Source organism: Sphingomonas sp. (assembly GCF_050725575.1).
In the GTDB taxonomy this organism is placed as follows: Bacteria; Pseudomonadota; Alphaproteobacteria; order Sphingomonadales; family Sphingomonadaceae; genus Sphingomonas.
The window spans coordinates 12,513-37,254 of the sequence record NZ_JBOHHW010000049.1; the positions used below are offsets into that span (position 1 = coordinate 12,513).

General features: G+C 63.9%; 16 protein-coding genes. 10 read left to right on the forward strand and 6 right to left on the reverse strand.

What is annotated here, in order from left to right; all coding sequences use genetic code 11:
- The first annotated feature begins 882 nt into the window (after window positions 1–882).
- The 10 genes from ACRECS_RS22700 to ACRECS_RS22745 all read left to right on the forward strand — a co-directional run bounded on the left by ACRECS_RS22700 (window position 883) and on the right by ACRECS_RS22745 (window position 18,035).
- Entirely contained in the window at window positions 883–2,100 is a 1,218-nt protein-coding gene (locus tag ACRECS_RS22700; RefSeq protein WP_431585237.1) for a Pvc16 family protein, read from the forward strand.
- A 3-nt stretch (window positions 2,101–2,103) separates the two neighbouring features.
- Window positions 2,104–4,074, forward strand: a complete 1,971-nt coding sequence (locus ACRECS_RS22705) for an ATP-binding protein (RefSeq protein ID WP_431585238.1) — start codon at window positions 2,104–2,106, stop codon at window positions 4,072–4,074.
- A 175-nt stretch (window positions 4,075–4,249) separates the two neighbouring features.
- On the forward strand, window positions 4,250–4,906 hold the full coding sequence (locus ACRECS_RS22710; protein WP_431585239.1) for a hypothetical protein: 657 nt from the start codon (window positions 4,250–4,252) through the stop codon (window positions 4,904–4,906).
- Window positions 4,903–5,340, forward strand: coding sequence for a hypothetical protein (locus tag ACRECS_RS22715; protein ID WP_431585240.1), 438 nt, complete (start codon window positions 4,903–4,905; stop codon window positions 5,338–5,340). The genes ACRECS_RS22710 and ACRECS_RS22715 overlap by 4 nt, the downstream gene beginning before the upstream one ends.
- Window positions 5,337–6,491: a hypothetical protein gene (locus ACRECS_RS22720; RefSeq protein WP_431585241.1), complete on the forward strand. Its 1,155-nt coding sequence runs from the start codon at window positions 5,337–5,339 to the stop codon at window positions 6,489–6,491. The genes ACRECS_RS22715 and ACRECS_RS22720 overlap by 4 nt, the downstream gene beginning before the upstream one ends.
- A 22-nt stretch (window positions 6,492–6,513) precedes the next feature.
- Window positions 6,514–7,107 (forward strand): phage baseplate assembly protein V, encoded by a 594-nt coding sequence (locus ACRECS_RS22725; RefSeq protein ID WP_431585242.1) that lies wholly within the window; start codon window positions 6,514–6,516, stop codon window positions 7,105–7,107.
- An 83-nt stretch (window positions 7,108–7,190) separates the two neighbouring features.
- Window positions 7,191–7,616 carry a GPW/gp25 family protein gene (locus ACRECS_RS22730; RefSeq protein WP_431585243.1) on the forward strand — a complete coding sequence of 142 codons (426 nt, stop codon included), beginning with the start codon at window positions 7,191–7,193 and terminating at the stop codon, window positions 7,614–7,616.
- Window positions 7,613–9,946 (forward strand): hypothetical protein, encoded by a 2,334-nt coding sequence (locus tag ACRECS_RS22735; RefSeq protein WP_431585244.1) that lies wholly within the window; start codon window positions 7,613–7,615, stop codon window positions 9,944–9,946. Before ACRECS_RS22730 ends, ACRECS_RS22735 begins: the two co-directional genes overlap by 4 nt.
- The gene (locus ACRECS_RS22740) at window positions 9,943–15,255 is read left to right on the forward strand and encodes a kelch repeat-containing protein (protein ID WP_431585245.1); all 5,313 of its coding nucleotides are present in this window, start codon (window positions 9,943–9,945) and stop codon (window positions 15,253–15,255) included. The genes ACRECS_RS22735 and ACRECS_RS22740 overlap by 4 nt, the downstream gene beginning before the upstream one ends.
- Entirely contained in the window at window positions 15,252–18,035 is a 2,784-nt protein-coding gene (locus ACRECS_RS22745; RefSeq protein ID WP_431585246.1) for a hypothetical protein, read from the forward strand. The genes ACRECS_RS22740 and ACRECS_RS22745 overlap by 4 nt, the downstream gene beginning before the upstream one ends.
- 15 nt (window positions 18,036–18,050) lie before the next feature.
- Here the strand turns inward: ACRECS_RS22745 and ACRECS_RS22750 are convergent, their stop codons facing one another.
- From ACRECS_RS22750 to ACRECS_RS22775, 6 genes are all read right to left on the reverse strand, one after another.
- Window positions 18,051–19,490, reverse strand: a complete 1,440-nt coding sequence (locus tag ACRECS_RS22750) for an eCIS core domain-containing protein (protein ID WP_431585247.1) — start codon at window positions 19,488–19,490, stop codon at window positions 18,051–18,053.
- 308 nt (window positions 19,491–19,798) lie between these two features.
- Window positions 19,799–21,370, reverse strand: coding sequence for a hypothetical protein (locus ACRECS_RS22755; RefSeq protein WP_431585248.1), 1,572 nt, complete (start codon window positions 21,368–21,370; stop codon window positions 19,799–19,801).
- Between the two features lie 92 nt (window positions 21,371–21,462).
- Window positions 21,463–23,448 carry a DUF4157 domain-containing protein gene (locus tag ACRECS_RS22760; RefSeq protein WP_431585249.1) on the reverse strand — a complete coding sequence of 662 codons (1,986 nt, stop codon included), beginning with the start codon at window positions 23,446–23,448 and terminating at the stop codon, window positions 21,463–21,465.
- Between the two features lie 73 nt (window positions 23,449–23,521).
- Window positions 23,522–23,995, reverse strand: coding sequence for a hypothetical protein (locus ACRECS_RS22765; RefSeq protein WP_431585250.1), 474 nt, complete (start codon window positions 23,993–23,995; stop codon window positions 23,522–23,524).
- A gap of 265 nt (window positions 23,996–24,260) precedes the next feature.
- Window positions 24,261–24,470, reverse strand: a complete 210-nt coding sequence (locus tag ACRECS_RS22770; RefSeq protein WP_431585251.1) for a hypothetical protein — start codon at window positions 24,468–24,470, stop codon at window positions 24,261–24,263.
- A 20-nt stretch (window positions 24,471–24,490) separates the two neighbouring features.
- Window positions 24,491–24,619 (reverse strand): hypothetical protein, encoded by a 129-nt coding sequence (locus tag ACRECS_RS22775; protein WP_431585252.1) that lies wholly within the window; start codon window positions 24,617–24,619, stop codon window positions 24,491–24,493.
- Between the last annotated feature and the right edge of the window lie 123 nt (window positions 24,620–24,742).

Below are 24,742 nucleotides of genomic sequence, written 5' to 3' on the forward strand. Positions count from 1 at the left end.
CAATCCTCAACGCGGTGAATCGACGGCAATGCCGCCAGTCGAAACCATCGCGGCGAGCGAAAGCTTGCCCGATATCGCGCGCTCCACCGCCCCGGCAAGTGCGCGCTCGTCTCTCCTGAAACGGGGCGAGGACGGAAATAGAGCACCACCCTCGGTCGGGCATGTCCCCCGACAATTTGAAGCCCCCGATCCAAGCCAACGGCCAGGGAAACCGGTCGGGCTCGCGCCTAGCCAGGCGATAGCGCGGCAGCCGGAGCCGACCGAAGGCGATATCGCGTCCGTCGTCCTGCGGTACGAAGCTACCGCAACGCCACACCGGTCGCCGGGAGCGGCCCTCGTCCCCGCTGCCGCGCCGCGAGTTGATAACCGAGGGGGGCCGCTAGCTTTAGCGCCATCCAGTCGCGCCATCGCGCCACCTCGTCCTGCGGAGCGGCCTCGCGGACTTCTGCCGGCAAGGCCGCCCGCTACGGAACGGCCCGAACAGGCATCCGGGCCCCGGCAAGCCGTGCACGATCGGTCGGATGACCGCCCTGCCAGATCCCGACACCATAGCATGGAGCATTCCGAACCTGCCCGCCCACGCGCCACCAACCGTTCCTCGGCTGAGTCTCGACACGCCATTGACCAAGTCACATCTTCCCGCGCCGTTGCGCCAGAGGCGATGGCAGGGAGCGATGCCATGCCGCCTCACAGTTTCCCGGATACACGCGGCCAACGCCGAGCGAGCGCCCCGCGTCAAGCAACCCCGATGAAGGCGCCTGCATCGAACGAAATCCACATCGAGATCGGCCGCATCCAGATCGATTTGCCGCGCGCCCGGCCGCAACGGTCGCGGCCGGAACCGCCCTTACTCCAGGGCAAGCCCCGCCGAGGGCCGGAGGGATGAGTTCGGGCTTTCCCGTCGCCGCTGCCACCGTCGCGCTCGCCGACCGGCTGCACGTGCTCGTCGGCGACTCGGTGCCCGGCGCACGCGTGACCACGCTCAACCCCAGCGCCGAGGCGCTGCGCAGCGGCGATCCGATCGTGAACCTCTATCTGTTTCGCACCGTGCGGAACGGCTTTGCCTCGAACAATGACTTGCCGACGCGCAGCGCCGCCGGCAAGTCGCTGGCCTCACCGGTGGTCAAGCTCGATCTCGACTATATGATCACCTTCTTCGGCGACGATGCGAAGCTCGATCCGCAACGGCTGCTCGGGCTGGTGGTCGGCGGGCTCAATGCCGAGCCCTATATCGAGCCTGACGTACTGCGCTCGGCGATCGCTTCGACCCCCTGGCTGGGCGACACCCCGGAGACGCCCGGCGCGCAGATTCGCGTGACGCCGCTCAACATGCTGCCCGACGCGATGGCGCGACTCTGGTCCGAATTCGTCAACGTTCCCTATCAGCTGACTCAGCTCTACACGGTGACGCCCGTCACGCTTGAGGTGGCGCTGCCGGTGGAACCGGTGCTGCCGGTACGCCGCATCGGACTGCGCGCGATGCCCTCGCACGTCATGGCCATCACCTCGATCGTCAATGCCACCGACCCCAGCCTGCCGCTGCTGGCTGGCGGGCTGATGGGAATCCGCCTGGTCAATCCGGGCCAGCCCGATCTCGTCGTTCGCCTGAACGGAGTGGCTGTCAAAGACGCAAAGGCTGGGTTCGATGCCGACGGTTTTGCCGTAGTCCTAGTAAGCCTGACCGCAAGCCAGCCCGCACCGCTCGCCGCCGGCCCGCTCGCCGTGCAGGTGATCCGCACCCAGCCGAACGGGAAGGGAATCGTTGCTGAATCCCAGAGCGTGACGACCGCAATCATCCCGGCATTCGCCGCGCCGCCCATTGTCGAGAAAGATCAACTGACCATGGCCATGGCGCTCCCGGTCGCACCGGAAGCCGCAGCGGCGGTGCTGTTGTTCCCGTACGCTGCGTCCCAGTCGCCATCCCGGCGGATTCCTTGCCTGCCGCGCACTGCGCCTTCGACCAGCCTGGCTGCCTCGCTTGCTGGTATCGTTGCCGGCAAATATCTGGTCAGTGTCGAGATTGACGGCGTGGCAACTCTGCTCGACTTTTCGGGCGAGGCCTATACCGGTCCCGTCATAGACGTGCCGGCGGCGAGCTGAGACATGACCCAGGTCTCACCCCATGTCGAACGATTGCAGGGTGCGGTCGGCGCGGTATCGCGGATGCTCGAGTTCTATGCACTTCAGCGCGCGCATGTTGGGACTACGCCCATTCCGCGCGAACCCGCTCCGACCGGACTCGGACCACCGGTCGAGGGCTCGGCGCTTGATGCGATGGCGAACTGGTTCGGCCTGACCGAGTTCGAGCTGGCGACAGTGGTGCTCGCCGCAGGGGGCGAGATCTCGCCCGACATGGCCAATCTCTGCGCATTGGCGCAGGGTGATCCGGCAACGCCCTATCCGACGACGCTGCTCACGCTCGCCGTGTTCGCCGGATTGGAAGGCGCGTCGCAGGCGGTGTTCGCGCCCTCGGCGCCGTTGCGTCACTGGCAGCTGATCACCACCGAGGCCACCCGGCCCGGCGGACGTCTCCAGCTCCACCTGGGCGTGCCCGACGCGGTGCTCTCGTTCCTGATCGGCCAGCCGGTGCTTGATGGTGAGTTGACCGAACTGATCCGCCCGGTCGAGCCTACACGGCTGTTGCCTTCGGACGTGGCGCTTGCGCGCCAACTCGCAGCGACGCTTGCGAGCTCAGAGGATGATGCGGCGATCCATCTCGTCGCTTTGCCCACGAGGCGCGCGCTCGCGGTCGCGGCAGCGACTATGAGCGCGCTCGGCTTCACGCCTTTCCACCTGCCGCTCGGTCGACTGACCATCGATGCCGAGCGCCAGGGATTCGCGCGGCTTTGGCAACGCGACCGGCTTGCGCTCGGCGGTGCCTTACTCATCTCGTTTGAGGAACAGCTCACCGAGCTCCAGCTCACGGCGCTCGGCTGGCTGCTCGTGGAGGGTGCCGGGCCGGCAATCCTGATCGGCATGGGAGGGCAGGCGGTTGCCGAGCGCGTTTCGCACGCCGTCATCCGCGTGCCACTGCCCCGCAACGAGCCGGGCGAGGTGGCCGACCATGTCGCTGCCGGCCTGGGGCTTGCGGTGACCCCCGCGTTGCTGGAGGTGATGAACCGCTTCCGGTTGCCGATCTCGACGCTCGACAGTTGCGCTGCGGTCGCGCGTGCCACGGCCGGGGAGACGCAACCAGATCCGCCTATCGATGCGATCCTGCCGCACATGTTGCCGCTGCTGCGCGATCAAATGCGCGAAGCGATGAACGGGCTCGCCGATCCAATCGAGGTCCGCATGTCGCTCGACGACCTGGTATTGCCTGGTGCGGCGAGAACGGTGCTTGACCAGATCATCGCGCGCCAGCGCAACCGCTCCCTCGTGCTCGACAAATGGGGCTTTCGCCACTCGGGCGGCGGCCCGCAGGGGATGAGCGTGCTGTTCGCCGGGCCGAGCGGCACCGGCAAGACGATGGCAGCCGAGGCGCTTGCGCACGCACTCGAGCTCGACCTGTTTCGCGTCGACCTGTCGCGGATCGTCGACAAATATATCGGCGAGACCGAGAAGCGCCTCGCTGCCCTGTTCGACGCGGCGGATTCGACCGATGCGATCCTGTTGTTCGATGAGGCGGACGTGCTGTTCGGCCGGCGCACCGAAGTCCGCGACAGCCATGATCATTATGCCAATCTGGAGGTCGGCTATCTGCTCCAGAGGATCGAGATATTCCGTGGTATCGCAGTCCTCACCACCAACCTGCCCAACGCGATCGATGATGCCTTCTCGCGTCGCTTCGCCTTCAGCCTGCATTTCGAATTCCCGACCGCCGCCGAGCGGTGCGAGATCTGGCGCCGCGCCTTTCCGGCAACGGCGCCGACCGCGGAGCTGGACTGGGACCGGCTTGCCAGGCTTTCCCTTTCGGGCGGGCAGATCCGCGTCGTCGTGGTCAACGCGGCGATGCTCGCCGCCGATGAGGGCAGTGCAATCGGCATGCCCCATGTCGCGCGCGCACTGGTCAGCGAATACAGCAAGCAGCGCCGCCGCGTACCCCCTGCCGAACTTGAGGGATGGCCGACATGAAATCTAAAGCGCCCCGCAACGCTGCCCCGCCCGCTGATCCGATCCGAACTGCGATGCGCGACAGCCCCGCCATTCGCACGGCGCTCGTCCGATTGCGCCCCGCGGATCGTGCGCACGCAAACCGGGCGATCGTGGATATGATCGCCGCGCAGCTCCGGCACAAAGGATGGCCGGAATGAGCAACAGTCCCTATCCAAACAGCCCCAACGTCCTCAAGGCCGCGCTGATCAGCATGGGGGGAACCATCCCCGTGCCGCGACTGATCATGCTGCAATATAATCCCGCCGAGCTCACCCGGCAGCTCGAGCCCGATTTCGAGAAGATCGGTGATACTCCCACCGGCACCAACCTGCTTGCCGGCCCGGCGACCGAAACGATCCAGATGACTGCGCGGATCAGCGCCGTCGACCAGCTCCAGGCCAATGACGCGACTGCGATCAGGTTTGGCATTCATCCTCAGCTGGCGACGCTCGAGCTGATGCTGTTTCCGAGCAGCAGCTCGATCATCCAGGGGCTGGCCGAGATGGCACTCGGCGTGCTTGAGATCGTCCCGCCGGAGACTCCCCTGACCATATTCGTCTGGGGTCCGCAACGCGTGCTGCCGGTGCAGATCACCAGCTATAGCGTCAACGAAACGATGCACGATACTCGGCTCAATCCCATCGACGCCGAGGTGACGATGAATATGAAAGTCCTCACCTATCAGGATTTTGAGCCGACCCAGGCTGGCTTCTACCTCTACCTCGCCAGCTTGGCGGAACGTGAGCTGATGTCGGCGCTCGGCACGGTGCAGAGCGGGGCGAGCGTTATTTCGGGAGCGCTGGGGCGATGAGGAGGTTGAGCCGCTACCCGCTGTCGATCGAGAACGCCGCTCCGGGCAAGCTGGTCCGCACGCGCACCCGCGCGGCCACCGGCGACATGGCCGCGTCCGGCAGCACCAGCACAGACTCCGTTACCTATCTCGGCCGCACACTGCTGCCGCTCCCCAGCACGATCAAACAGCAATCGACCTATACCATCCAAGCCGGGGACCGGCTCGACAACGTCTCGGCCAAGCTGCTCGGCGATCCGTTGCTCTACTGGATGCTGCTTGAGGCCAATGGTACCAGCGACCCGGCATCGCTCTGCACAAATCCCGGCCGCAAGATTATTGTCCCCGCGATTGTAGGGCAGGGGAACGACCCGTTCGATGAGCCGGCCGCGGCACGGCGCAGCACGGCCGCCGCACCGGCCGCCCATGCTGATGATGCTGAGGAAAGTCCATGAGTTTTCCGGCCGGCATCCAACTCGCGGTGTTCGCGGGCGATCAGGAGGTACCGACGCCGATCGGTCCGCTGCTCGCCGATCTCCTAACCGAGGCCGAAGTGGTCGAGGTCGCCGACGGTCAATGCTTGTTTCGCCTGACCTTTGGTGCGCAACGTGATTCGGACGGGACCGGAACCGAGGTCGAGGTGCTTGCGGACGGGCGCCTTTCGCCCGGCAAGCGGGTGCTGCTCATTGCGATGGAAGCAGCGCTGCCGACTGTGCTGATCGACGGGCTAGTGACCGACATCTGGCTCGACCCCGGGAAGAATCCCGGGGCAAGCCGGATCGTCGTCAGCGGTGCTGATTTGAGTGTCGCGATGGACTTGAAGGAGCAGATCAAGGGCTATCCCGACATGGATGACGAGATGATCATCCTCGAGATCATCGCCCAGTATAAGCGTTTCGCAATCGTTCCGGAAACCATCCCGCCGATCGAATCGGATTTTCCGACCGTACTCCAGCGCACACCGATCCAGCACGGCACCGATCTCGAATATGTGTACGATCTGGCCAATCGCTACGGTTATGTCTTCACGATGCGCGCGGGCCCGGTGCCGCTCACCAATACCGCTTATTGGGGACCGCCGAAGCGCATCGGCGTGCCCGCACCCGCGCTGACGGTGAATGGCGGGACCTTCGCGAATGTCGATCAGCTCACCTTCAGCCAGAACGGGCGTGCCGCGTTCCAGGTGATCGGGCTGATCCCCGGACCGTTGGAGGAGACGCCGGTGCTGCCGATCGCCGCACTGGAGCCTACTTTACTCCCGCCGCTCGCGCTCAAGAGTCCATTTCCAATGAGTTCGCTGCTCGGCCAGAAGCTGCCGACGGGATCGGACGGTTTCGATGAGATCCGCGCAATGGGCTTCGCGCAGGGGCGGGTCAACGCCTCCTCGACCCGGGTTGCGCAAGCGGAGGGCGTGCTCGACGTCAAGCGCTACGGATCGATCCTGCGAAGCGGCGGCCTGGTCGGGGTGCGCGGCGCGGGGAGGAGCTTCGACGGCATGTGGAGCGTGGAGAAAGTGACCCACAAGCTCCGTCGCAACGAGTATAAACAGCAGTTCGTATTGGGGCGCGACGGCACTGGCCCGATCGCGCCCGTGGTGCTGCCATGAGCAACGGCGGCGAGGAGAGACGATGAAGCAGTTCTGGGGCAAATATCGCGGCACTGTGATCGATAATGAAGACCCGTTGATGCTCGGCCGGCTCCAGGTGGCGGCGCCGCAGGTATTCGGTGAGGTGTTGACGGCCTGGGCAATGCCCTGCGTGCCCTATGCCGGTCTTCAGGTCGGTTTCTACATGATGCCACCGGTCGGTGCCGCGATATGGGTCGAGTTCGAAGGCGGCGATCTCGACTATCCGATCTGGGTCGGTGGCTTCTGGCGTGAGGGCGAGCGCCCGATCGAGGCGGAGCTGCCGACGATGCGGATGATCCAGACAGCCTCCGGCAAGCTCGTGTTCAACGATCTTCCCGGCGAGGGTGGGTTCACGCTGAGCGTGATTGATCCGGCGGTTGCAGTGCCGATTACGATCAGCGCCTCAAGCACTGGTGTATCAATTACGCTCGCCGATGTGCGCCTGGCCATGACCGAAACCGGCGTAACCATCACCGCTGAACCCGCGACGCTGGCGCTTGAGGTTGCCGGCGTCACGCTCGCCCATGGATCGGCCATGATCAATGCCGTCGAGCCCGAGGTTTCGATTAATGAAGGATCACTGACAGTGTTGTAATTCTCGACTGCTGCCGGCGCCAGGAAGGTCCGGCAAGATGCTTTTAATATCCCTCTTGAGAAGAGGTGTGCGGACGCCAATCGATGACTGGTTATCTAAGCTTTCCGTATCAGATCGACGCTTCGGGGCAGACCGCGACCAGCGATCTCGCGACCTATGTTCAGAATCTGATTCTGCTCGTGCTCGAGACTGACCCAGGCGAGCGTGTGAATCGTCCCAATTTTGGCGCCGGACTCAAGTCGCTGGTCTTCGCGGGCGTGAACGCGGGGCTGGCCAGTGCCGCGGAGACGCTGGTGCGCAGCAAGCTGCTTCAGTTCCTGGGCGACGCAATCACAATCCATACCCTCACCGTCACGCTCAAGGACGAGGAGGTCGAAGTCGATCTCACCTATTTCATCGTCCACACCGGACAGCTCGCGGAAGCGTCGGTCACTCTGCCGCTGGTGGGTGGTGCCTCCAGTGCATCGGGCGGCTCGGGACGGGCGGTGGCGCGGATCGCGGAGGCATGAGCACCATCCCATTCAACGTCCTTCGCTCGCGGCATTCGGGCACCACGCTCCACCTCGTGGTGGAGTGTCCCGAGCATCTCGTGACCAGCGCGGCGAAGGCGGCAGTGGAGGTCACCATCGTCGATTTTCTCGGCAGGCGTGCGCAGGTGAACCATGTGACGCCGCTCACCGGCGACGGCACCGCAGCGCTGACGATCGGCGCGGACTTGTTTCCCGTCGATCCCGAAGCCGATCCCCCGTCCTATCTGTTGACCATTGGCCATTATGCGACGTGGTTTGCGCTCGCGTCGCCGCAGTCGCTCGCGCCCAGCGTTGCGGGGAGCAATCCGCCTCCGGGTACCGGTGCGATCGACTATCTCGCGCGCGACTATGTTGCCCTGACCGCGATGATGCGCTCGCGCGTGTCGCAAATCGTCGAGGACGATTCGGCATGGGCGCTCGATCATCCCGCCGATCCGATGACCACGATCCTTGAAGTGCTCGCCTATGCCGGCGACCACCTCTCGTTCCGGCAGGATGCAGCGGGCACCGAATCCTATCTCACCACAGCGCGCCATCGCCTATCGCTGCGCCGTCATGGGCGGCTGCGCGATTATGCCGTCAACGACGGTTGCAACGCGCGCACCGCGCTGGTCTTCGCGGTCAATGGTAACGGCGTGCTGCCGGCCGGACTGCAGGTGGTGACGCTGCAGCCGGGTGAGCCCGACGTGATTCTGCCATCCGATCCTGCGCTCGTGGCGAGCACGACGGTGTTCGAGACGATGCACGCCCAGTCCATGGCGCAGCAGCTCAACGATCTTGGTCCGGCGCTAGTGCAAAGCGCCGCCTACACCATCCCCGCAGGGTCGATCACGCTCACGCTCGCGGGCGGCAATCCCGGCTTGCTTCCCGGCCAGTTGATCGCGCTCCGCCAGTTGAATGCGCCGGCGGGCACGACCTCGGTCTTCGGCGCTCAGGTGCTGCGGCTGCTCAAGATCACTGAGGTCACGACGCCAAATGGCGTGCTCACCACAGTGCTTAGCTGGCACCCCGAAGATGCGCTGAAAAGCGCGCTCATCGTCCCGCCCGTCAATGCTGAGGGTGCGGTATCGCTGTATGGCAATGTCGTGCTTGCCGATCACGGCGAGACCGTTTCTGCGCCGCTCCAGCCGTCCACCGTCCCCGCCGCGATTGCGTACACGCCGATGGTGCAGGTCGAGGACGTCGTATCGGCCGCGCCTCTACCGCGCGTCGCCGCGGCCTTCGACGGCAGCCAGGACCTCGTCGCCGCGAGCCTGATGGTCGAATCGGCCAAGGCAAGCCTCACCTCTGACCCGCGCCAGGCGGCGCCCTGTATTTCGTTGAGCGGCTTGCGCCCGGGAATGGCGGGCGTCACCGAGGATTGGAACGCCCAGCAGGACCTGCTCTCCGCTTCCGCGACGGAGCGCTCGTTTGCCGCCGCGATCGAGGATGGGTCAGGCAGCGGGCCGCGCCAGCTTAACCTGCGCTTCGGCGACGGCGCTCTCGGCTATGCTCCCGCGCCCGACACAGTCTTTACGGCGACCGCACGCAGCAGCGGCGGCCAGAGCGGACGCGTGCGCGCCAATTCGCTGCTGCAGATCATCGGCCCTGCGCCGCTCGTTACCTGGGTAACCAATCCGCTTCCCGCCTCGCCGTTCGCCGCGGAGGATTCGGAGGCGATCCGGCTGTTCGCCAATACCGGTTTCCGCGCCAATCTTCGCGGTATCGAGCCGGACGACTGGATGCGTCTCGGCAGCGCGGACCCACTGGTCACCCAGGTCCATGCAAGCCTCGGCCCTGGCGATCAGACGCCCTGCACGGTCGGGCTGATCACCCAAGCGACGATCCCCGACGGCATCACCTTCCCGGTTGCGAGCGCCCGGCTGATGGATCACGCGGTCCTCGGCGCGCCGCCGACGATCGTCGCGGGCAGCGATGTCGAGCTGGCCATCGCTCTCATCGCCTATTGCGCCCCCGGCACCAACATTGCGGCGGCGCGTGAGCGGCTGGAACGGCGCATCGGCGCCGGCACGCTTCCTGACGGCTCGCCCGCCTTTTTCAATCCGGCCAACTGGCCGCTCGGCCGCCAGGTGCGGCTCGACGAGCTGACGCGCGTGCTTCGTGCCGATCAGGCGGTGTCGTTCGTGGTCTCCGACCCGCAAAACGATCCACGCATCAAGTTCGAGACGGTCGATGGCGACGATGATAGCGCGGCCAATATCGCGCGCGGCTATATCGCGATCGAGGCGCATCAACGCGCGCGCGCTGGCAACGACAATTTTCGTCCAGCGCTGGGTCGTATCCGTCTCTTTGTGGTGGCCGGGTCATGACCGACGAGGCCAAGGCCCCGATCTCCGCGAAGCTTGGCGACTATGCGACCTTCAAGGCCGACATGCTTGCACTGATCCCGCGCGTGGTGGTCGACACCGGTGGCGGTGCGGTCACCCGCCCGCTCGCGCGGCTCAACCTGGGTGTGCCGACCGATCCGACACTCGCGATGGTCGACGCCTTTGCAGCGCTTGCCGACATCGTCTCCTTCTATCAGGACCGCGTGCTCAGCGAAGGTTATCTCGGTACCGCGATCGACTATTCCAGCCTCGTGCTGCTCGGACGCAGCATCGGTGAGACTGCCGGTGCTTATATTGGCGCGACCGCCGAGATCGCATTGTTCGCCCAGCCCGGCGCACCGGTGACTGTGCCCGAGGGCGCCGCGATCCAGGCCAATCCACCCAAGCCAAGCGGCAGCACGTCGGGCGCGAACAGCGCCAAGGCCGCCGCCGCGAGCGATGCCGCCTCGACCGCCATATCTCCGATCTTCGAGACCGCTGCCCAAGTCGTCGTCAATCCTGCGCTCAACCAGCTCACGCCGCTCCAGACCAGGCCCGTCTATCTCGATCCCGATACCGACAGTCTGCTGATTTCGGGAACCGGGCTCGGGCTTGCGGTGGGCGACTTCATGCTGTTCGTGCGTCGCGGCAATCCGACTCAATGGTTGCGCCTGACAGTATTCGCGGTGAGCGAGAATCACGTGCTGTCGACCACCACGATCAGCATCGGCTCGAGCCTGCAGGCACAGTGGACCGCCAGCGGCGCCACCGAGGCATTGCCGCACGACGCCGGGGAGGGGCTCGAGCTCTATGCGCTGGACCTCACCTGCCGCTTGTTCGGCTATAACGCGCCGTCCTGGTCGTCGCAGTCGGCGGCGGTGCAACGTGCCAATACGCCCACCGGCATGTCGCCCGCCGAATTCACCGAATGGCCGGGATTTGGCATCGATCTGGACGACCTCGACCTCCAGGCGGTCTATACCAAGGTGCTGCCCGGCAGTCAGTTCCTGCTCGAGACGCCTGAGAATAACACGCTCGGCGTGATTGCCTCGGTCTCGCGCCAGAACATCTCCGAATTCGGCCTTACGGGGCAGGTCACGCAAGTCACGCTCGAACTCGATCCGGCCGTGCTGCCTTCGGGCGTCGCACTGATCCCCGCGCGCAACGGCGTCACCGCCAGCCTGCTTGGAGACGGGCGTGTCCTGCTCGCCGGCGGAATCGGCGAAGATGGCGTGCTCGACAGCGTCGAGGTCTATGATCCCGTCACCGGGTTGGTGAGCCAGGTCGCGACACTGCCGTCCAAGCGAGGGCTCCACACCGCGACGACGATCAATGGCGTCGTCTATCTGGTCGGTGGCGTGACAGGCGACTGGGAATTCGCCACCGACATCCTCCAGCTCGATCCCAAGACGCTGACCTTCTCCGCGATTCAGGACATCCCGCCCGCGGTCCCACGCATCGGCCATGCGGCCACGGCGCTGCCTGACGGTACGCTGATGCTGAGCGGCGGGCTCACCGGTGACTCGAGCAAGATCTATCCCACGCTCAAGGCGCTGCTTGAAGATTCGATTGCCACAAACTCGGTCGTGGTGTTCGCGCCGGGGCCGGTAGGCTGGGCGTGGGAAGCGCAAATGCAACACGCACGCGCCGGGCACAGCGCCACCCTATGCCCGGTGGTGAAGACCACCGCCGACGGCGGTTCGGCAAGCGTGCCGCCCGTCGGGCAGATTGTCGTGTTCCTGGGCGGGCACGATGGCGGAGCGATGCCTCCGGGTTTCACCGGCGCTAGCACGACCGCGAGAATCTGGGACGATGCCGAGGTCACCGATCCCACCGACTGGAAACCAGTTCCAGGCCTTTATCCGATCAAGGCGGCCACCGGTGGCGCCACGGGCAGCCCGCGGTACGACCATGTCGCTACCCCCCTCCCGGGTAACGACGGCTTCCTCATCACCGGCGGTCAGTCGGCGACGGGGCCGGTTCTGGACAATTGGCTGGTCGGCGCCTTTGCTCATTATGCCGGTGCGGGGGCGAGCGACTTCGCGGGCGTACCGGTGTTTGTCTCTGCACCGCCACTTATCGCTGCACGGTCGAACCACGCCGCCGCGCAGCTTCAGGGCGGTAAGGTCGTGGTTGCCGGCGGCGTTTCGGGCAGCACCGTGCTTGCCTCGGTCGAGATCTTCTCGGTGAGCGCCGGGATCAGCATCCCGTTCGACGGTGTCCGGGTGCTCGGCCCGAGCCTGGCAGGAGCGGCGCTGCCGCAGAGGCAGGCCTATGCCGCCTTCCTCGCGCTTCCGGGGGATGAGTTGCTGGTTGCAGGCGGGCTCGACACGATCCCCGACGGATTTCTCAACGCCGTGGTCGCCTATGACGCCGATGTCGGCACGTTCATCACCTTTCCGGGGCCGATCCTTACCACCGCCTATACGCTTGCTCCTGTCGGTTCGATCGCTCTTCCCGACGGGACGATCCTGATCCTCGGCTCGACCATGCCCGACCCTTTTCCTTTTTCGGCCAAGAGCATGACCGGATTTGCCTGGACTTTCGATCCCACCACCAATCTTTCGACCATCACCGGCGCCCCAGGGGCAGCACGCATTGGCGCGACGCTGTCGCTCCTTGCCAACGGCACCATCCTTGTTGCGGGCGGCATGGGTTTGACGGATGACGGCTATGCCGTGCTCGACACAGCCGAGATCTACGACCCCAAGAGCCGCTCCTTCCGCCCGATCCACAACAAGCTGACCGTACCGCGCTGCGGCCATACCGCCACCGTGCTCGCAGATGGAACGGTGCTGCTCGCGGGAGGCTATTCCTATCCCGCGGTCACCTATGAACCGTACGGCGTACTCGCCACCTGGGTGCCGGCACTCGACAATGCCGAGACCTTCAGCGTCGCGCAGCAAGCCTTCACGGCCGTCGCGACCACCTTGCCCTTTGGCTTCGCTTTCCACAGCGCGACCCGGCTTGCGAGCGGCGACGTGTTGATCGCGGGTGGCGTCACTGATTTCTATACTGAGCGCGACTTCACCTCGGTGACGGCCTTTCCCTCGACGCAAGCGGCGGTGTTCAACGTCGCTGCGCAGGCCTTTGCAGTGATCGCCCCGCTTGGCACCGCGCGTGCGATGCACAGCGCGACGCTGCTCGGCTCGGGTGCAGTACTCATTGTCGGCGGCGTGGTGACGTCGGACATGCAGGCGACCGCGACCACTGAGCTGTTCGATCCCGGCAGCTACACTTTCGCGCCCTCCACGTCGATCGCCGAGCCGCGGCATTCGCAGGGCGCAATTCTGCTCCCTGCGGGATTGCTGCTGATCGGCGGGGCGAGCGCGCCGAGCTATGAGCTGATCCCGGCGGACGGCACCGGCGGCGAGACTGTCTATCCGTTGCCCTTCCCGCTGCCGTCGCCGGGTTATCCCTTGTTCGTCTCGTTGAGCGAGACGGTGACGCCGATCCCGGTTGCGGGACGTGGCGTTTATGCTTTTGGCGGCCAGGTCGATCCGAACGGCATGAGCAGCTGTTCGGCGATTCTCTACGTCGATGCACCGCCCACCCCCGATTCGAGCGCGCGTCGCCAGGCGATGGTCTATACCCAGAGCCGCCAGCTCTACCTCGCCCCGCCGATCGACAATCGGCCGCTGACAGGTGCAGCGATTGTGCTGACCGGGCTGATCGACGAGATCGCGGTCGGTCACACGCTGCTGACGGCCGGCAACCCGCCGCTCGCTGCGACGGTGGGCGACGTCACCGGCATCGGTGGTACGCCGAAGCTTGACCCCGGTACGATCATCATGGTGCTGGCGCCGGTGCCATCGGCCACGGGCAATTGGTGGCGAGCGGACGTGCCCGATACGGGGGAGCTCTCGATCGAAGTCGATCTTGGCGGGGATCCGCCATCGGGGCTCCGCTACCTTTCGGGCAATGGCAGCACGATCGGCAACGTCACTTCGCAGCAACTGCAACTGTTCACCCGGCCGGTGCAGAGCGAAGCCGTCTTGGTGAAAGCGGTTCAGCAATACGCCGCAACCAACACCACCGTGCTGACGCTCGATCAGCCGCTGCGCTACCTCTATGACCGTACCACCACATCCGTGTACGGCAACGTCACCGAAGTGACGCAAGGTAGCACGGTCAACGAACTGCTCGGCAGCGGCGACGGGCAGAAACCCTTCCTTCGGTTCATCCTCAAACAAGCACCGCTGACCTGGCTCGAACAGGCCGATGGCTCGATCGCACCGCAACTCACGGTGACGGTCAACGGCGCGGCCTGGCAATATGTCGAGGCGCTTGGCGACTGCACGCCCGACGCGCGTGTCTATCAGCTGATCCAGGACGCACAGGGACGCGCTCAGATTCAGTTCGGCGACGGCATCCATGGCCTCCGTCCGCCGACCGGGCAGAACAACATCACCGCCACCTACCGCGTCGGCGCGGGGACCGGTGGCAATGTTCCGGCCGGCAGCCTGACGCGCCCGCCGAACAGTGTCCCGGGGATCAAGGGGGTGCTCAATCCCGTCGCCGCGACCGGCGGGATCGGTGCCCCCCCGCGTAGCAGCCTGCGCGGCCAGATCCCGATCGGCGTCGCCGATCTCGGCCGAATCGTGACGCAGGACGATATGCTTACCTTCATCGTCAATCGTCCGGAGGTCAGCACCGCGACACTCTCGACGGTGCGGGCCGTCGGGCAGACGGCAGGGCAGATCAGCCTGGTCACACTCGCCGGGCTCGACAATGCGGTCCCCGACATGGCGTCGCCGACCTTTGTTTCCCTTCAGGCAGCCTTCAATCGCGCGCTTGCGAGCAGCGCGGCGCTGCAGCACCTGCTGCTCCCCTATGAGCCGCTGCCGTTCAAGGTGGCCGGCACGTTCACTGTCGTCGGCACGCCCGACCTCCAGCAGGTCGAAAGCGCTATCGCGACGGTGCTGCAATCGACCTATGACATCGCCATGATGAACTTCGGCCAGTCGGTGCGCGCCACCGACATCTGTGCCGTGATCCTCAAGAATGTCGCCGAGATCAAAACCGTCACCGTGACCAATCTCTGGGCGCCGACCGAAACCAAGCCCACGCCGCCGCCATCGCCGCCCTCATCTTCGCCGGCGTTGATGATCATCGAGCCAATCACTCCGGCGCCGACCGCGCAGGTGCTCCATCCAAAGAAGGCCCGACGCGATCCGCCCACGGGCGCGCAAATCCTTTTCCTCAGTACCGATGCGGATGCCGTTGCGTTCACGCTCGATTCCCCGCCTCCGCCTCCGCCGCCGCCCGCGCCACCAGCGCCCGCGTCCGTTTCAGGGGAGCCCGCGTCATGATCATATCGACCAACGGTCCGACCGAGAACGCGCTCTACGCGCTGCTTCCCACGGTCTTCCGTCAACAGGACATCGTGCAGGGCTATCCGCTGCTCGCACTCATGAAGGTGTTCGACCATATTCGCGTCGAGCTTGCGACTGGGATTTCCGAGCTTGAGCAGGATTGGTTCATCCAGACCTGCCCGCTCGACTATGTCCCGCTGATCGGTGACCTGCTCGGGCTCGAGATCGCCAAGCCGGTCCGCCCGGAGCATCGCGCGCTGGTCGCCGATGCGCTCGCCTTTCGCCGTCGCAAGGGGATCGCCGCGGCGCTGCCCAAGCTCACGCGTGACAGCGCCGGCTGGTTCTCATTGTATTCGCCTGGCGCGAGCACCCCCTGGCCCGCATGGCCGCTCGGCGATGCGGCCTTTGAGCCTGCCGCTGCAACCGTGGGGTTGCTGCGCATCTGGCGACTGCCGGTATTCGCAGTGATCGGCGCGACGCCCGCGCGCGTGCCCACGACAAACTATTATCACTTCAATCCGCTGGGCATGGACCAACCCTTGTTCAACCTGCCGAGTACCCCGCTCAACTGGGTCGCGGCGCCGGCGGTGACGGCGCTTCCGACGCCGCTCACCACAGCGATGCTCACCGCCGATCTCGCGCGCTACGATGTGATGTGGCCTGGTCCGGGCGGAGGTTCGCCTAGCTCGCTGCTCTACGGTCCTGCGCGGGGGCTCGTAATCCGTACCAGCAGCGGCACGGGGGACTGGACAGCGCTGCAACCCGGGTCGCTGCGCGCGATGTCGCTTGCCGGTAACCCGCCGGTGGCGCCCGACTATCCCGCGCTGGAGGGCGGGTCGATCGACCTCATCTCCACAACAGCGATCACCACCGAGCTCACGATTACGTTCGGCGATGCGACCGCCAAGCTCTCGGTCGAGGTCCCGGCGGTGCGGACCATGCCCGATCTGGTCGCGCTTCTGCAGCGCGCGATCGCGGCCGCGACGATCGTTCCTGGCGAACGGGTCTCCAAGGCAGCAGTCATGGCGCTCAAAGTCGGCGCAGTCGGCAGAGTGCTCGTGATAGTCCCCCGCATGCTTCCTTCGGAGCCGTTATCGATCGAGCCGACCAAACGGCACGGCACCAACCCACTGCAACTCGCGGGATCGGCACGGGTAGGGATCGCTGCCGCGACCCTGCCGCTCACGCAGCCGCTGATCGCTCTCCTCACCGGCGCGCCGCAGAATGAGGTGATGATCTTCACGGCGCCCGCCGGGCAGATACTCCAGGTCCCGCTGCCGTTCACTCTCAAGACGCAGACCGTGGCGGGGGTGGTCCAGGCATTTGCGGCGGCGCTCCCGACCTGCTTCGTCTGCGATGCGGGCGATCAGGTGGTGATCGTGCCACCTTATGCCGCGCCGCAGCCGCCCGTGCCGCCAACGCCACCTGCAATGGCGCTGGGGCTGGTGCCCGTCGTTGCGATCGATCCGGTGCTCGGACAGTTCAGCTGGCCGAGTGCCTGGGAGACCCCAGGTGCGATCAGCGTCGATTATGGCCTGGCGATGCCGGGAACGATCGGGGGCGTCGGGGTGCGACCACCGCCGCCTGTGTCAGCGACTGCGGTTACGCTCACGGATGGCGGCAATCCCGCTTGGCTCGAGCAGCAACTCGGCTCCTGGGCGCAGTCAAAGGCCGACTCGACGGTGCTCACGCTCCAGACGAGTGCAACGCGTACCATAGCAAGCCAGCAGCTTTCTCCCACCGCTGGCCAGGCGCTCTGGATCGTGGGTGCGGCGGGAAGCCAGCCCTATGTCGTGACCAGCAGCCCGGGTGAACTCTCGCTGCTTGGGCCGACATCGCCCGCCAAGTCAGGCGCGATCGCCATGAGCGGCGTGACGCTCGGTGCGACGATCGGCCTGCTGGGCGGAGACATCGATCTCACCTTGCTCGACACCACGCTCTATCCCGGATCGGCGCCGCTTGCGATTGCAGCGGTTCCGCCCCAGTCCTCGCAATCGACGACGCTGGCGGGAACCGCAACACTCAGGATGGAGCGTTGCCTGCTCGGTCCGATCGACCTCAACCTGCTCAGCGGCCGCATCGAGATCGAGAGCAGCGTGCTGAGCACGCTGCCGGTGCCTGAATCTACCATCAACGTGCTCACCCTCCCAACTGAAGTGACGGCCCATTTCACCCGGCTGACCGTCATCGGCGGCGCGGAAGTGGCGGGGGAGTTCTATGCTGCGGACTCGCTCTTCGACGGCGTCCTCAGCTGCTCGGGCGAAGCCCATTTCACTGACTGCTATGTGACCGACCTGCAATATCCCCCGGCCAAGAACACCGACGCCGCGCCCGGGGTCGCTGCCGCAGTGAGTCGTTGTGGCGATTGCGGCAAGCCGCGCACGATGCGGCTGCTCAATTGCCTGTTGCGTCAGGTTACGTTGACGCCCGGCGATAACCTCTGCGGCTGTGAGACACCGTCCGACACTTCGGTGCGCGACTGCACTGCCTGCAGCGACGCGTCTTGCGCCGAAACCTGCCCGCTCCGAGCCGATGGTCAGTCATGGGAGCCTGTGTATCAGCCGCCGCGCTTCATCGAGCCCAATGCCTATCCGCTCCCCGATTTCGCACGGTTGTCGGACGACAATCCCCCGGCGATCCTCGCCGGCGCAAGCAATCGCGATGTGCTGGGCGCCTATAATCTCGCGGTTCCCACTGCGCGGCTCGCGCAGTTCGAGGCAGCGCTCAAATCAGGGCTGCTGCTCGGCACGCGGCTCGATCAGCGCTTCGAAAGTTGAGGCGGTGTTTCCGGCTCAATAGTCCTCCAGATCGTCCTTATCGATTGTCGTGTCGCTATAGCCTCTCGCCGCGAGCAGCTTCTGCAGCTTCTTGCTGAGCTCGTCGGGATCGAATTTGTAGCCGCCCGTGGTGACAATATACTGCCCGTCGCTAGTGCGCGCGACGCCCCTGCCGCGGTGTGGCGACATGCTCCCTGCCGCAAGACTCCCCGGCGTCAACGTTCCGTCCTCCTCGACATTGAGGTGCGTCCGGTCGCTGACCTGGATGTTGACCCCCGCGTGCGGGCCATAATCGGGGATGTTCCCGTGTAATGCGTTGGTGTATTTCAGGAATTCCTGCGTCGTCCCTGATGTCAAGTCGAGCGCCTTGCCGGATTCGACCTCCTTCTTCAGCCGCTTGCGAGCTCGCTCCATGCCGTCGAGCTGATCGTTGACGGTTTCCTCATATTTCTCGCGCGTCCTTTTGGTTTTGATCTTCTTGCGGTTGATATCACGCCGCTTCTTGGTCGCCTCGACCATTCGGTCGGTCCAGCGGTAGAGGTCGGTTGCATCCTCCTTGCCTGAGAGGAACAAATCGGTGCTGGTCTCGATCGCCTTGTAAGGAAAGCGGTGCGGGAGGGCGAGATTCTCATCCGCGGGCTTGAGGCCGGACTGGTCGTCCCCGGTCTGGATCTCGCGGGTTACCGTGCCGAGCCAATAGGAGGATTTGGGAAAGTTGGGCCGGATCTTCGAGCCCTTGCTGCTGCTTTTCGGAAACTGCGCCTTGACCTCGTCGAGGAATTCATCGGTCGTGTGGCGTTGGGTTTTTTTGTCCCCCGCTTGCTCACTGATCCAGCCCTTCCAGCCGCGCGCGAGTTCGTCGCCGATTTCATCGTCGACATCGGAGATCAATTGCCTCGTGGCCGCGCCGCCTTTGGTCTTGTATTCACCTTTCATATCGCCCGCGGTGATTTTGATCACCCGCTGGACACAGGCAGCGATCGGCTGCAACTGTGCCGGGGCGGCGATCGGCTCCGCCGCCGCCAAGCCGGGCGCATCCGGCGCGAGGAAGCCCCTGCCTCGCGCTGCACTCGCCTCTCCCAGCGCCTCCGCCTCGCGCTCCAGCGCAGGATCGTCGTTCACCTCCGTACCGCCCACGTCGGTGGTCGGTCGGACGCGCCCTTCGGCCTGTTGCACGACGTGCCACGCCTCATGCGCGAGGTGGCGTTCCTGGCCGGGCGCCAGATGGATATCGGTACCGCGCGCATAGGCGTGCGCGTTGAGCCTCGCCGGTTCCGGCGAGGCGTAATGGACGCGGACACTGTCCATTGACAGGCCCGACTGCGCCTCGATCCCTGCCTTGAGTCCGTCAGGCAGCCCGGTCGAGCGCGGCGCATGATAGGCTGGCGTCGATTCCGCGGGGGCCGCGCGGAGCTGAGTGATCGTGCCGCGGTCCGAGTCGTCGGCGATCGGCACGCGGCTGATGTCATGAATCTGAGCATGACGCGCCGGCGCTACTGGAATGGGCCACACCGTCGTGGCACGGGAAGAAAGCGACGGCCCTGGTGTCGGCTTCGCGTGCTTATGGACGGACGTACGCATGGCACCCTCGCCGCCTAGCCAAACAGATCGAACGCCGGTCCAGGTTCGACCGTCGATCGGCATCTACATTCCCTTGTGGGGGCTGTTGGTATCGTAAAGCAAGAAACGAATTCGCGCGAGCGCTGAAATCTCTTGGAGGTCGAGCGAGTTTTCCGCTGCTCGACATGGGTTATCAATCGATCTTACTTGAAGAGCTGCGGCTCGTATTGCAGGAGCACTGTGGATTGCTCGGTCGTGCTATCATAGTATGTTAGCTCGCTAACAATGCCGACGGCACCTGTGGTGGTTGTCACCGTTTCGCCAGGCGTGACGAACCCTTTGACGACATGCGTGGGTAGCGGCGTTGAATTGCCCAGATAATAAGGGGAGGGCGGAGGGCTCTGGTAGCCTGGGACACCGGCCTTTGTACTATCAAGCCACGGTTCATAGCTCTGAGTCGAGGTGGAAGGCGTGTAGACGTCTGCAAGGTAGGGAAAGGTCGTAGCTTGCTTCTCGGCTTCCCAGACTCTGCTAGGATGGCTGCCGGGTCTGACTCGTTTCCCCGTCCATTTGGTCCAGTCACCCGTGCGCGTCTCATAGCCCCATCTCTGGCGCTTCGTCTCCTTCGTGTCATACCGGGTCTTGCCCGTGTTGTCATAGGCAGCCCATTCGAGGCCCGAGCCTTTTTCCACACCGAACACCAACTCGTCCGGGCGCACGCGAGGCTTGTCTACTACGGGATTGCCGGAACTGTCTGTCTGACCCGGTACAATCGGTTTACTGTTGAAAGTCGTTGAAATCGTTGGAGACGTACTGGAATAAACTGGCATCTGCAGAAAATAACTGTCGTCCTTCATCATCTGCGCCTCGACTTGCGCGCGCTTGAGTTGCTCCCCGACATAGGGATTCTCAATAACCACGTTATGTTCAAAACTGTCGGTATCGATATAGGTATTAGTCGATCCCTTTACGACAGGCCGATCATGAACAAATGGAGAATGTTCGAATGGAGCGAGGTGGCCGACAGTATGCTCTGGGTATTTATACTGTGATCCAAGGTTCATATATTTTCGAGCCTTCTGCTTTCTCTTCTGCCTGCTCCATTTTTTGGTTTTATCTTTGACATCCAAATTACCTTGAAACTGCCCCTGGTCGGTGTAGATGTAACCGGGATCCGCAGGATTGCCGGTGGTGTGCACTTGGAAGTCCGCTTTGTTATTCGCGTCACGTTGGCGATAATAGAAATATTGACTCTGCAGTCGCACCAGTCGAATGCCCGGCGGCGTCTTCAACATTCTTGATTTGGGAATATCGTGAAACCCAGTGGCGAGCCGATTCGGTTGCGAAGGATTGCGTTCGTGTGTGCGGTGGAATTTGACGCCCTGCCGTACCGCGCGCGCTTGATCGAGGGTGCGTTTTAGCGGCTGCGCGGGTGCCGACAATGGGCCCTTGCCTTTGGTGCCGTCCATGTCGGTCAGCAGGTCGTCCAGGTTGGCGTAGCTGCGCACCTTGTCTGATTTCAGATCGGCATCCAGCATGGTGTCGAAGTCGGGCAACCACACCACGCCCGTAGTGTCCGCCCGCTCCTTCAGCGCAGCGATAAGTTTCGCCTTGCGATCGAACGCGGCGCGCTTCGTGCCGATATCGATGACTCGCTGCACAACCGCGGGTGCACCGACGCGAAGTTGTGCTGGCGCGCCACGACCAGGGACGTCGGCGATCGGGACCTGATCGATATCATGAACCGGCAGGCTATGTGCGGCGCGCGCCGGCATGGACCGCGCTGGTGCCGCACGAACCGATGACGACGGCTCCGATCCCGGCTTCGCGCGCTTGTGAATGGACCTGAGCATACCGCCTTCGCCGCTTAGGTGAAGGGATCGAGCGTGGGTTCGAGTTCGACCGTGGACTCGTTGGTCGTACTATTAAAAGCAGTGCAGATGACCACCACCCCCGTGATTCCGTCGGTCGTCGTCACCTGCTGGCCGCGGAAGACCAGCCCGGACACCTGCTTGGTCAACACCGGGTCCGGTGTGCCCATATAGAAGGGACTTCCCGGCGGCGTCATATAGCCGGTCACGTCGGCTTTGAGCGCTTCGATCCTGGGGTCATAGGCCGTGACGTCGTCACCCATGGTCACGACCTGCGCGAGCGGCGGCGTGACCGGCGTCAATGCTCGCGCCCTATCCCAGGCCAGTTTGGTATCCATGCCTTTCTTGACGCGTTTCTGATTCTTCTTCTTCTTCTTTTTCCACCAGTCCGGGTCCATTCGTGTATCGAATAATCCGGTCCTCGTCAGCTTCTTGCTGTCGGTGTCGTATTGCGTCATGCCGGTATTGTCGAAGCCGGCCCATTCTATGGCTCCGCTGCCACTTGGATCAGGGCGCCCGAACTGAAGTTGGTCCGGACGCTTGCGCTTCTTGCTTTTGACCTCGGCGCCGTGGGTATCGGTCTGCCCCGTGACAATCGGCTTGCTGTTATAGGTCGTGTCGATCTGCGCCGACGCTCCCGAATAGACCGGATACTGGTAGAAAGATCCGCCCCCGCCGCTGCTCATCATCGGTTGCTCGACCTGCGCGCGCTTGATCTGTTCACCCACTGCCGGATTCTCGACCACCACATTGTACTTGAACTGGTCGGTATCCTGATAGGTGGTGGTTGTGCCGACTGTCGTGGCTGTATCATGGACAAAGGGTGAATGCTCGAACGGCAGGACGTGGCCGACCGTATGGTTTGGATATTTGTGATTCCTCCCCAGGTCCATATACTGGCGTTGGCTCTCGTCGCGCCCTTGCGCACTCCAGGTTCCGGTGGTGTCAAGCGTGTCGTAATTTCCGGCGAATTCCTCCTGATCGACATAGATATAGCCGGGTTTGCTTGGATCGCCGGTGGTGAAAACCTTGAAATCGGCGGCGTTGCTTGCCCCTGACTCGCGGAAATAATGATATTTGCCCTGCTCCTGCAGAATCTGGACGCCTGAAGGCGGCTTGAGCAGGCTGCTCGGTGCATAGGTGTGGAATCCGGTCGCGATCGGATTGGGCTGGGATGGATTGTGTGTGTGAGTTTCGTGGAATTTGGTCGCCTGTCGCAGCGCCCGGCCTTGGGTTCTACTGCGCCGCAGGTCCTTCTCCACAATTGACCAATTGCCCCCCTGTTCCACCGTATCAAGATCGATGAGCAGGGTGATGAGATTGCCGTAGACCCGCGTCTTCTCCGACGCCAGTTCGGTGTCGAGGAGCCCCTCATATGCAGGCTTCCAGGTAAGGGTGTTAGCGCTCGCCTCCGCCTTGAGCGCACTCACCAGCGCGAGCTTGTTCTTGGGTGTCGCGCGCTTGCCACCGACATCAAGAAAGCACTGCGCAACGCCTCCCGCTTCCCGGCCCGCGCCACTGGCAACGGGTGGCGCGGGCCGGGAAGCGGGAGACGTTGCGCTTGCCGCCGATCCGGCCTGCGCTGCTTTGGCGCCCATCACATCGGCTTCGCGTTCGAGATGTCCTTCGTCGTTGATCGGCACGTCGGCGACCGCGGTGGTCGGTGCTACCTCCCCGCGCGCCTGTTGCACCGCGTGCCATGCCTCGTGCGGCAGATGCTGCTCGCGGCCCGGCGCGACATGAATGTCGGCGCCGCGCGTGAAGGCGAGCGCACCGACTCTCGCCGGGTCGGGAGAGTGATAGTGCACCCGAACTCCGTCCATCGAAATGCCGGACAGGCTCTCGATTCCGGCCTTGAGCGTGTCGGGCAGGCCGGTTCGGTTAGGCGCGCGGCGCGGCGCGGCATCGGCGATCGGCACGCCGGCGATGTCGTGCCGGGGAAGCGCCGTCGCCCGTTGCGCTGTGACCGGACGTTTCGGCACGGTGCGCAACGATTCGACGGCAGATCTGGCGTTGCCTGTAGTCCGTCGGTGGGTGCAGGAGCGCATGGCGCGCCTATTTAATCCGGATGATATAGATCAGGGCAAGCCAGCCGGGTGCGGGCACCTGAAATCCTGCGATCTGGTGGTGATGGTTCCCGTCGTTCCAGCCATCGTTGCTGCTGGTCAGGTCATAACGGTAAACGCTGGTGCCGGGCTGGTTATGCACCACGATGTCGTTTTGGACGTCATCCTGTGGAATCGAGACTTTTGTCGGACCGGTTTCGATCGCCCCGCTCGTCCATCCGTTGATGTTGTACTCCTTGTCGCCGCCCTGCTCGTTCACCGTTACGCCGCCACCGGTTGTGCCGAGTATGAAACGATTGATCAGATTCGGCGCGGGCATTCCATTATAGGGGCTATCGGCGTCAGTGATGAACGCGCCGTCGCAATAGACGAAACCGGGCGGCAGCGGTGCAGCCGGTAGCGGATACCAAGCGACAACCGTCCCGACAGGTATCGCATACAGTATTTCCGCCGGCTGAGTCATACTCCATCCGCCTGTATAAGGAGAGAACATGATACTACATGTGCGGCACGTTTCGGCAAGACCTTCTGGCTCGACTTTGCTTCGGCATCGAGATTCGCGCGGAGGCCGCAGAATCTTTTGCGATGCTGACAACTAAACCATGTGGGGCAAAATGTGGGGTTGTCTAACTATTGGACGAATAAAGTGTTTGTTTATAAGCATTGAGATTTGAAATCCATCCCGCGATGTCGCACTCGCTTAAATAGCGATAAAATTCCGCGTACGATCAACGGACGGTATCATTGTCTCGCGGAATCATGAGCATTTCGCGCAGCTCCCGGTCAAGTTCAAGCGTGAACGGCTTGGTCAGGAGTCGTGTAACGGGGTCGAGCACGCCATTATGAACGATGGCGTTGCGCGTGTAGCCGGTCATGTAAATGACGCGGAGTTTCGGCCACTTTTCGAGTGCTGTGTCCACCAGCTGCTTGCCGGTCACGCCCGGTGGTTTCATCGAGTTTAAAAGCGGGTCGACAGGCGCATGCCGATCATGCGCGGCCGCAGGATCAGAATCTGCGCAGGGCCTCCGAGCTGCGACAGGATCGTCTGCCCGGCGAGCTGGCCATGGCCGTCGAATAGATTTTGCACATAGACCTAGGGTTCAAACCCAATCAGCCTATTGATCTGGGGGGAGCTTCCTGATTCACAGAGGGTGTGACGATGGAGGCGGTAGATGGCGTTGTTCTGGTTATCAGACGAGGTGTGGGCGGC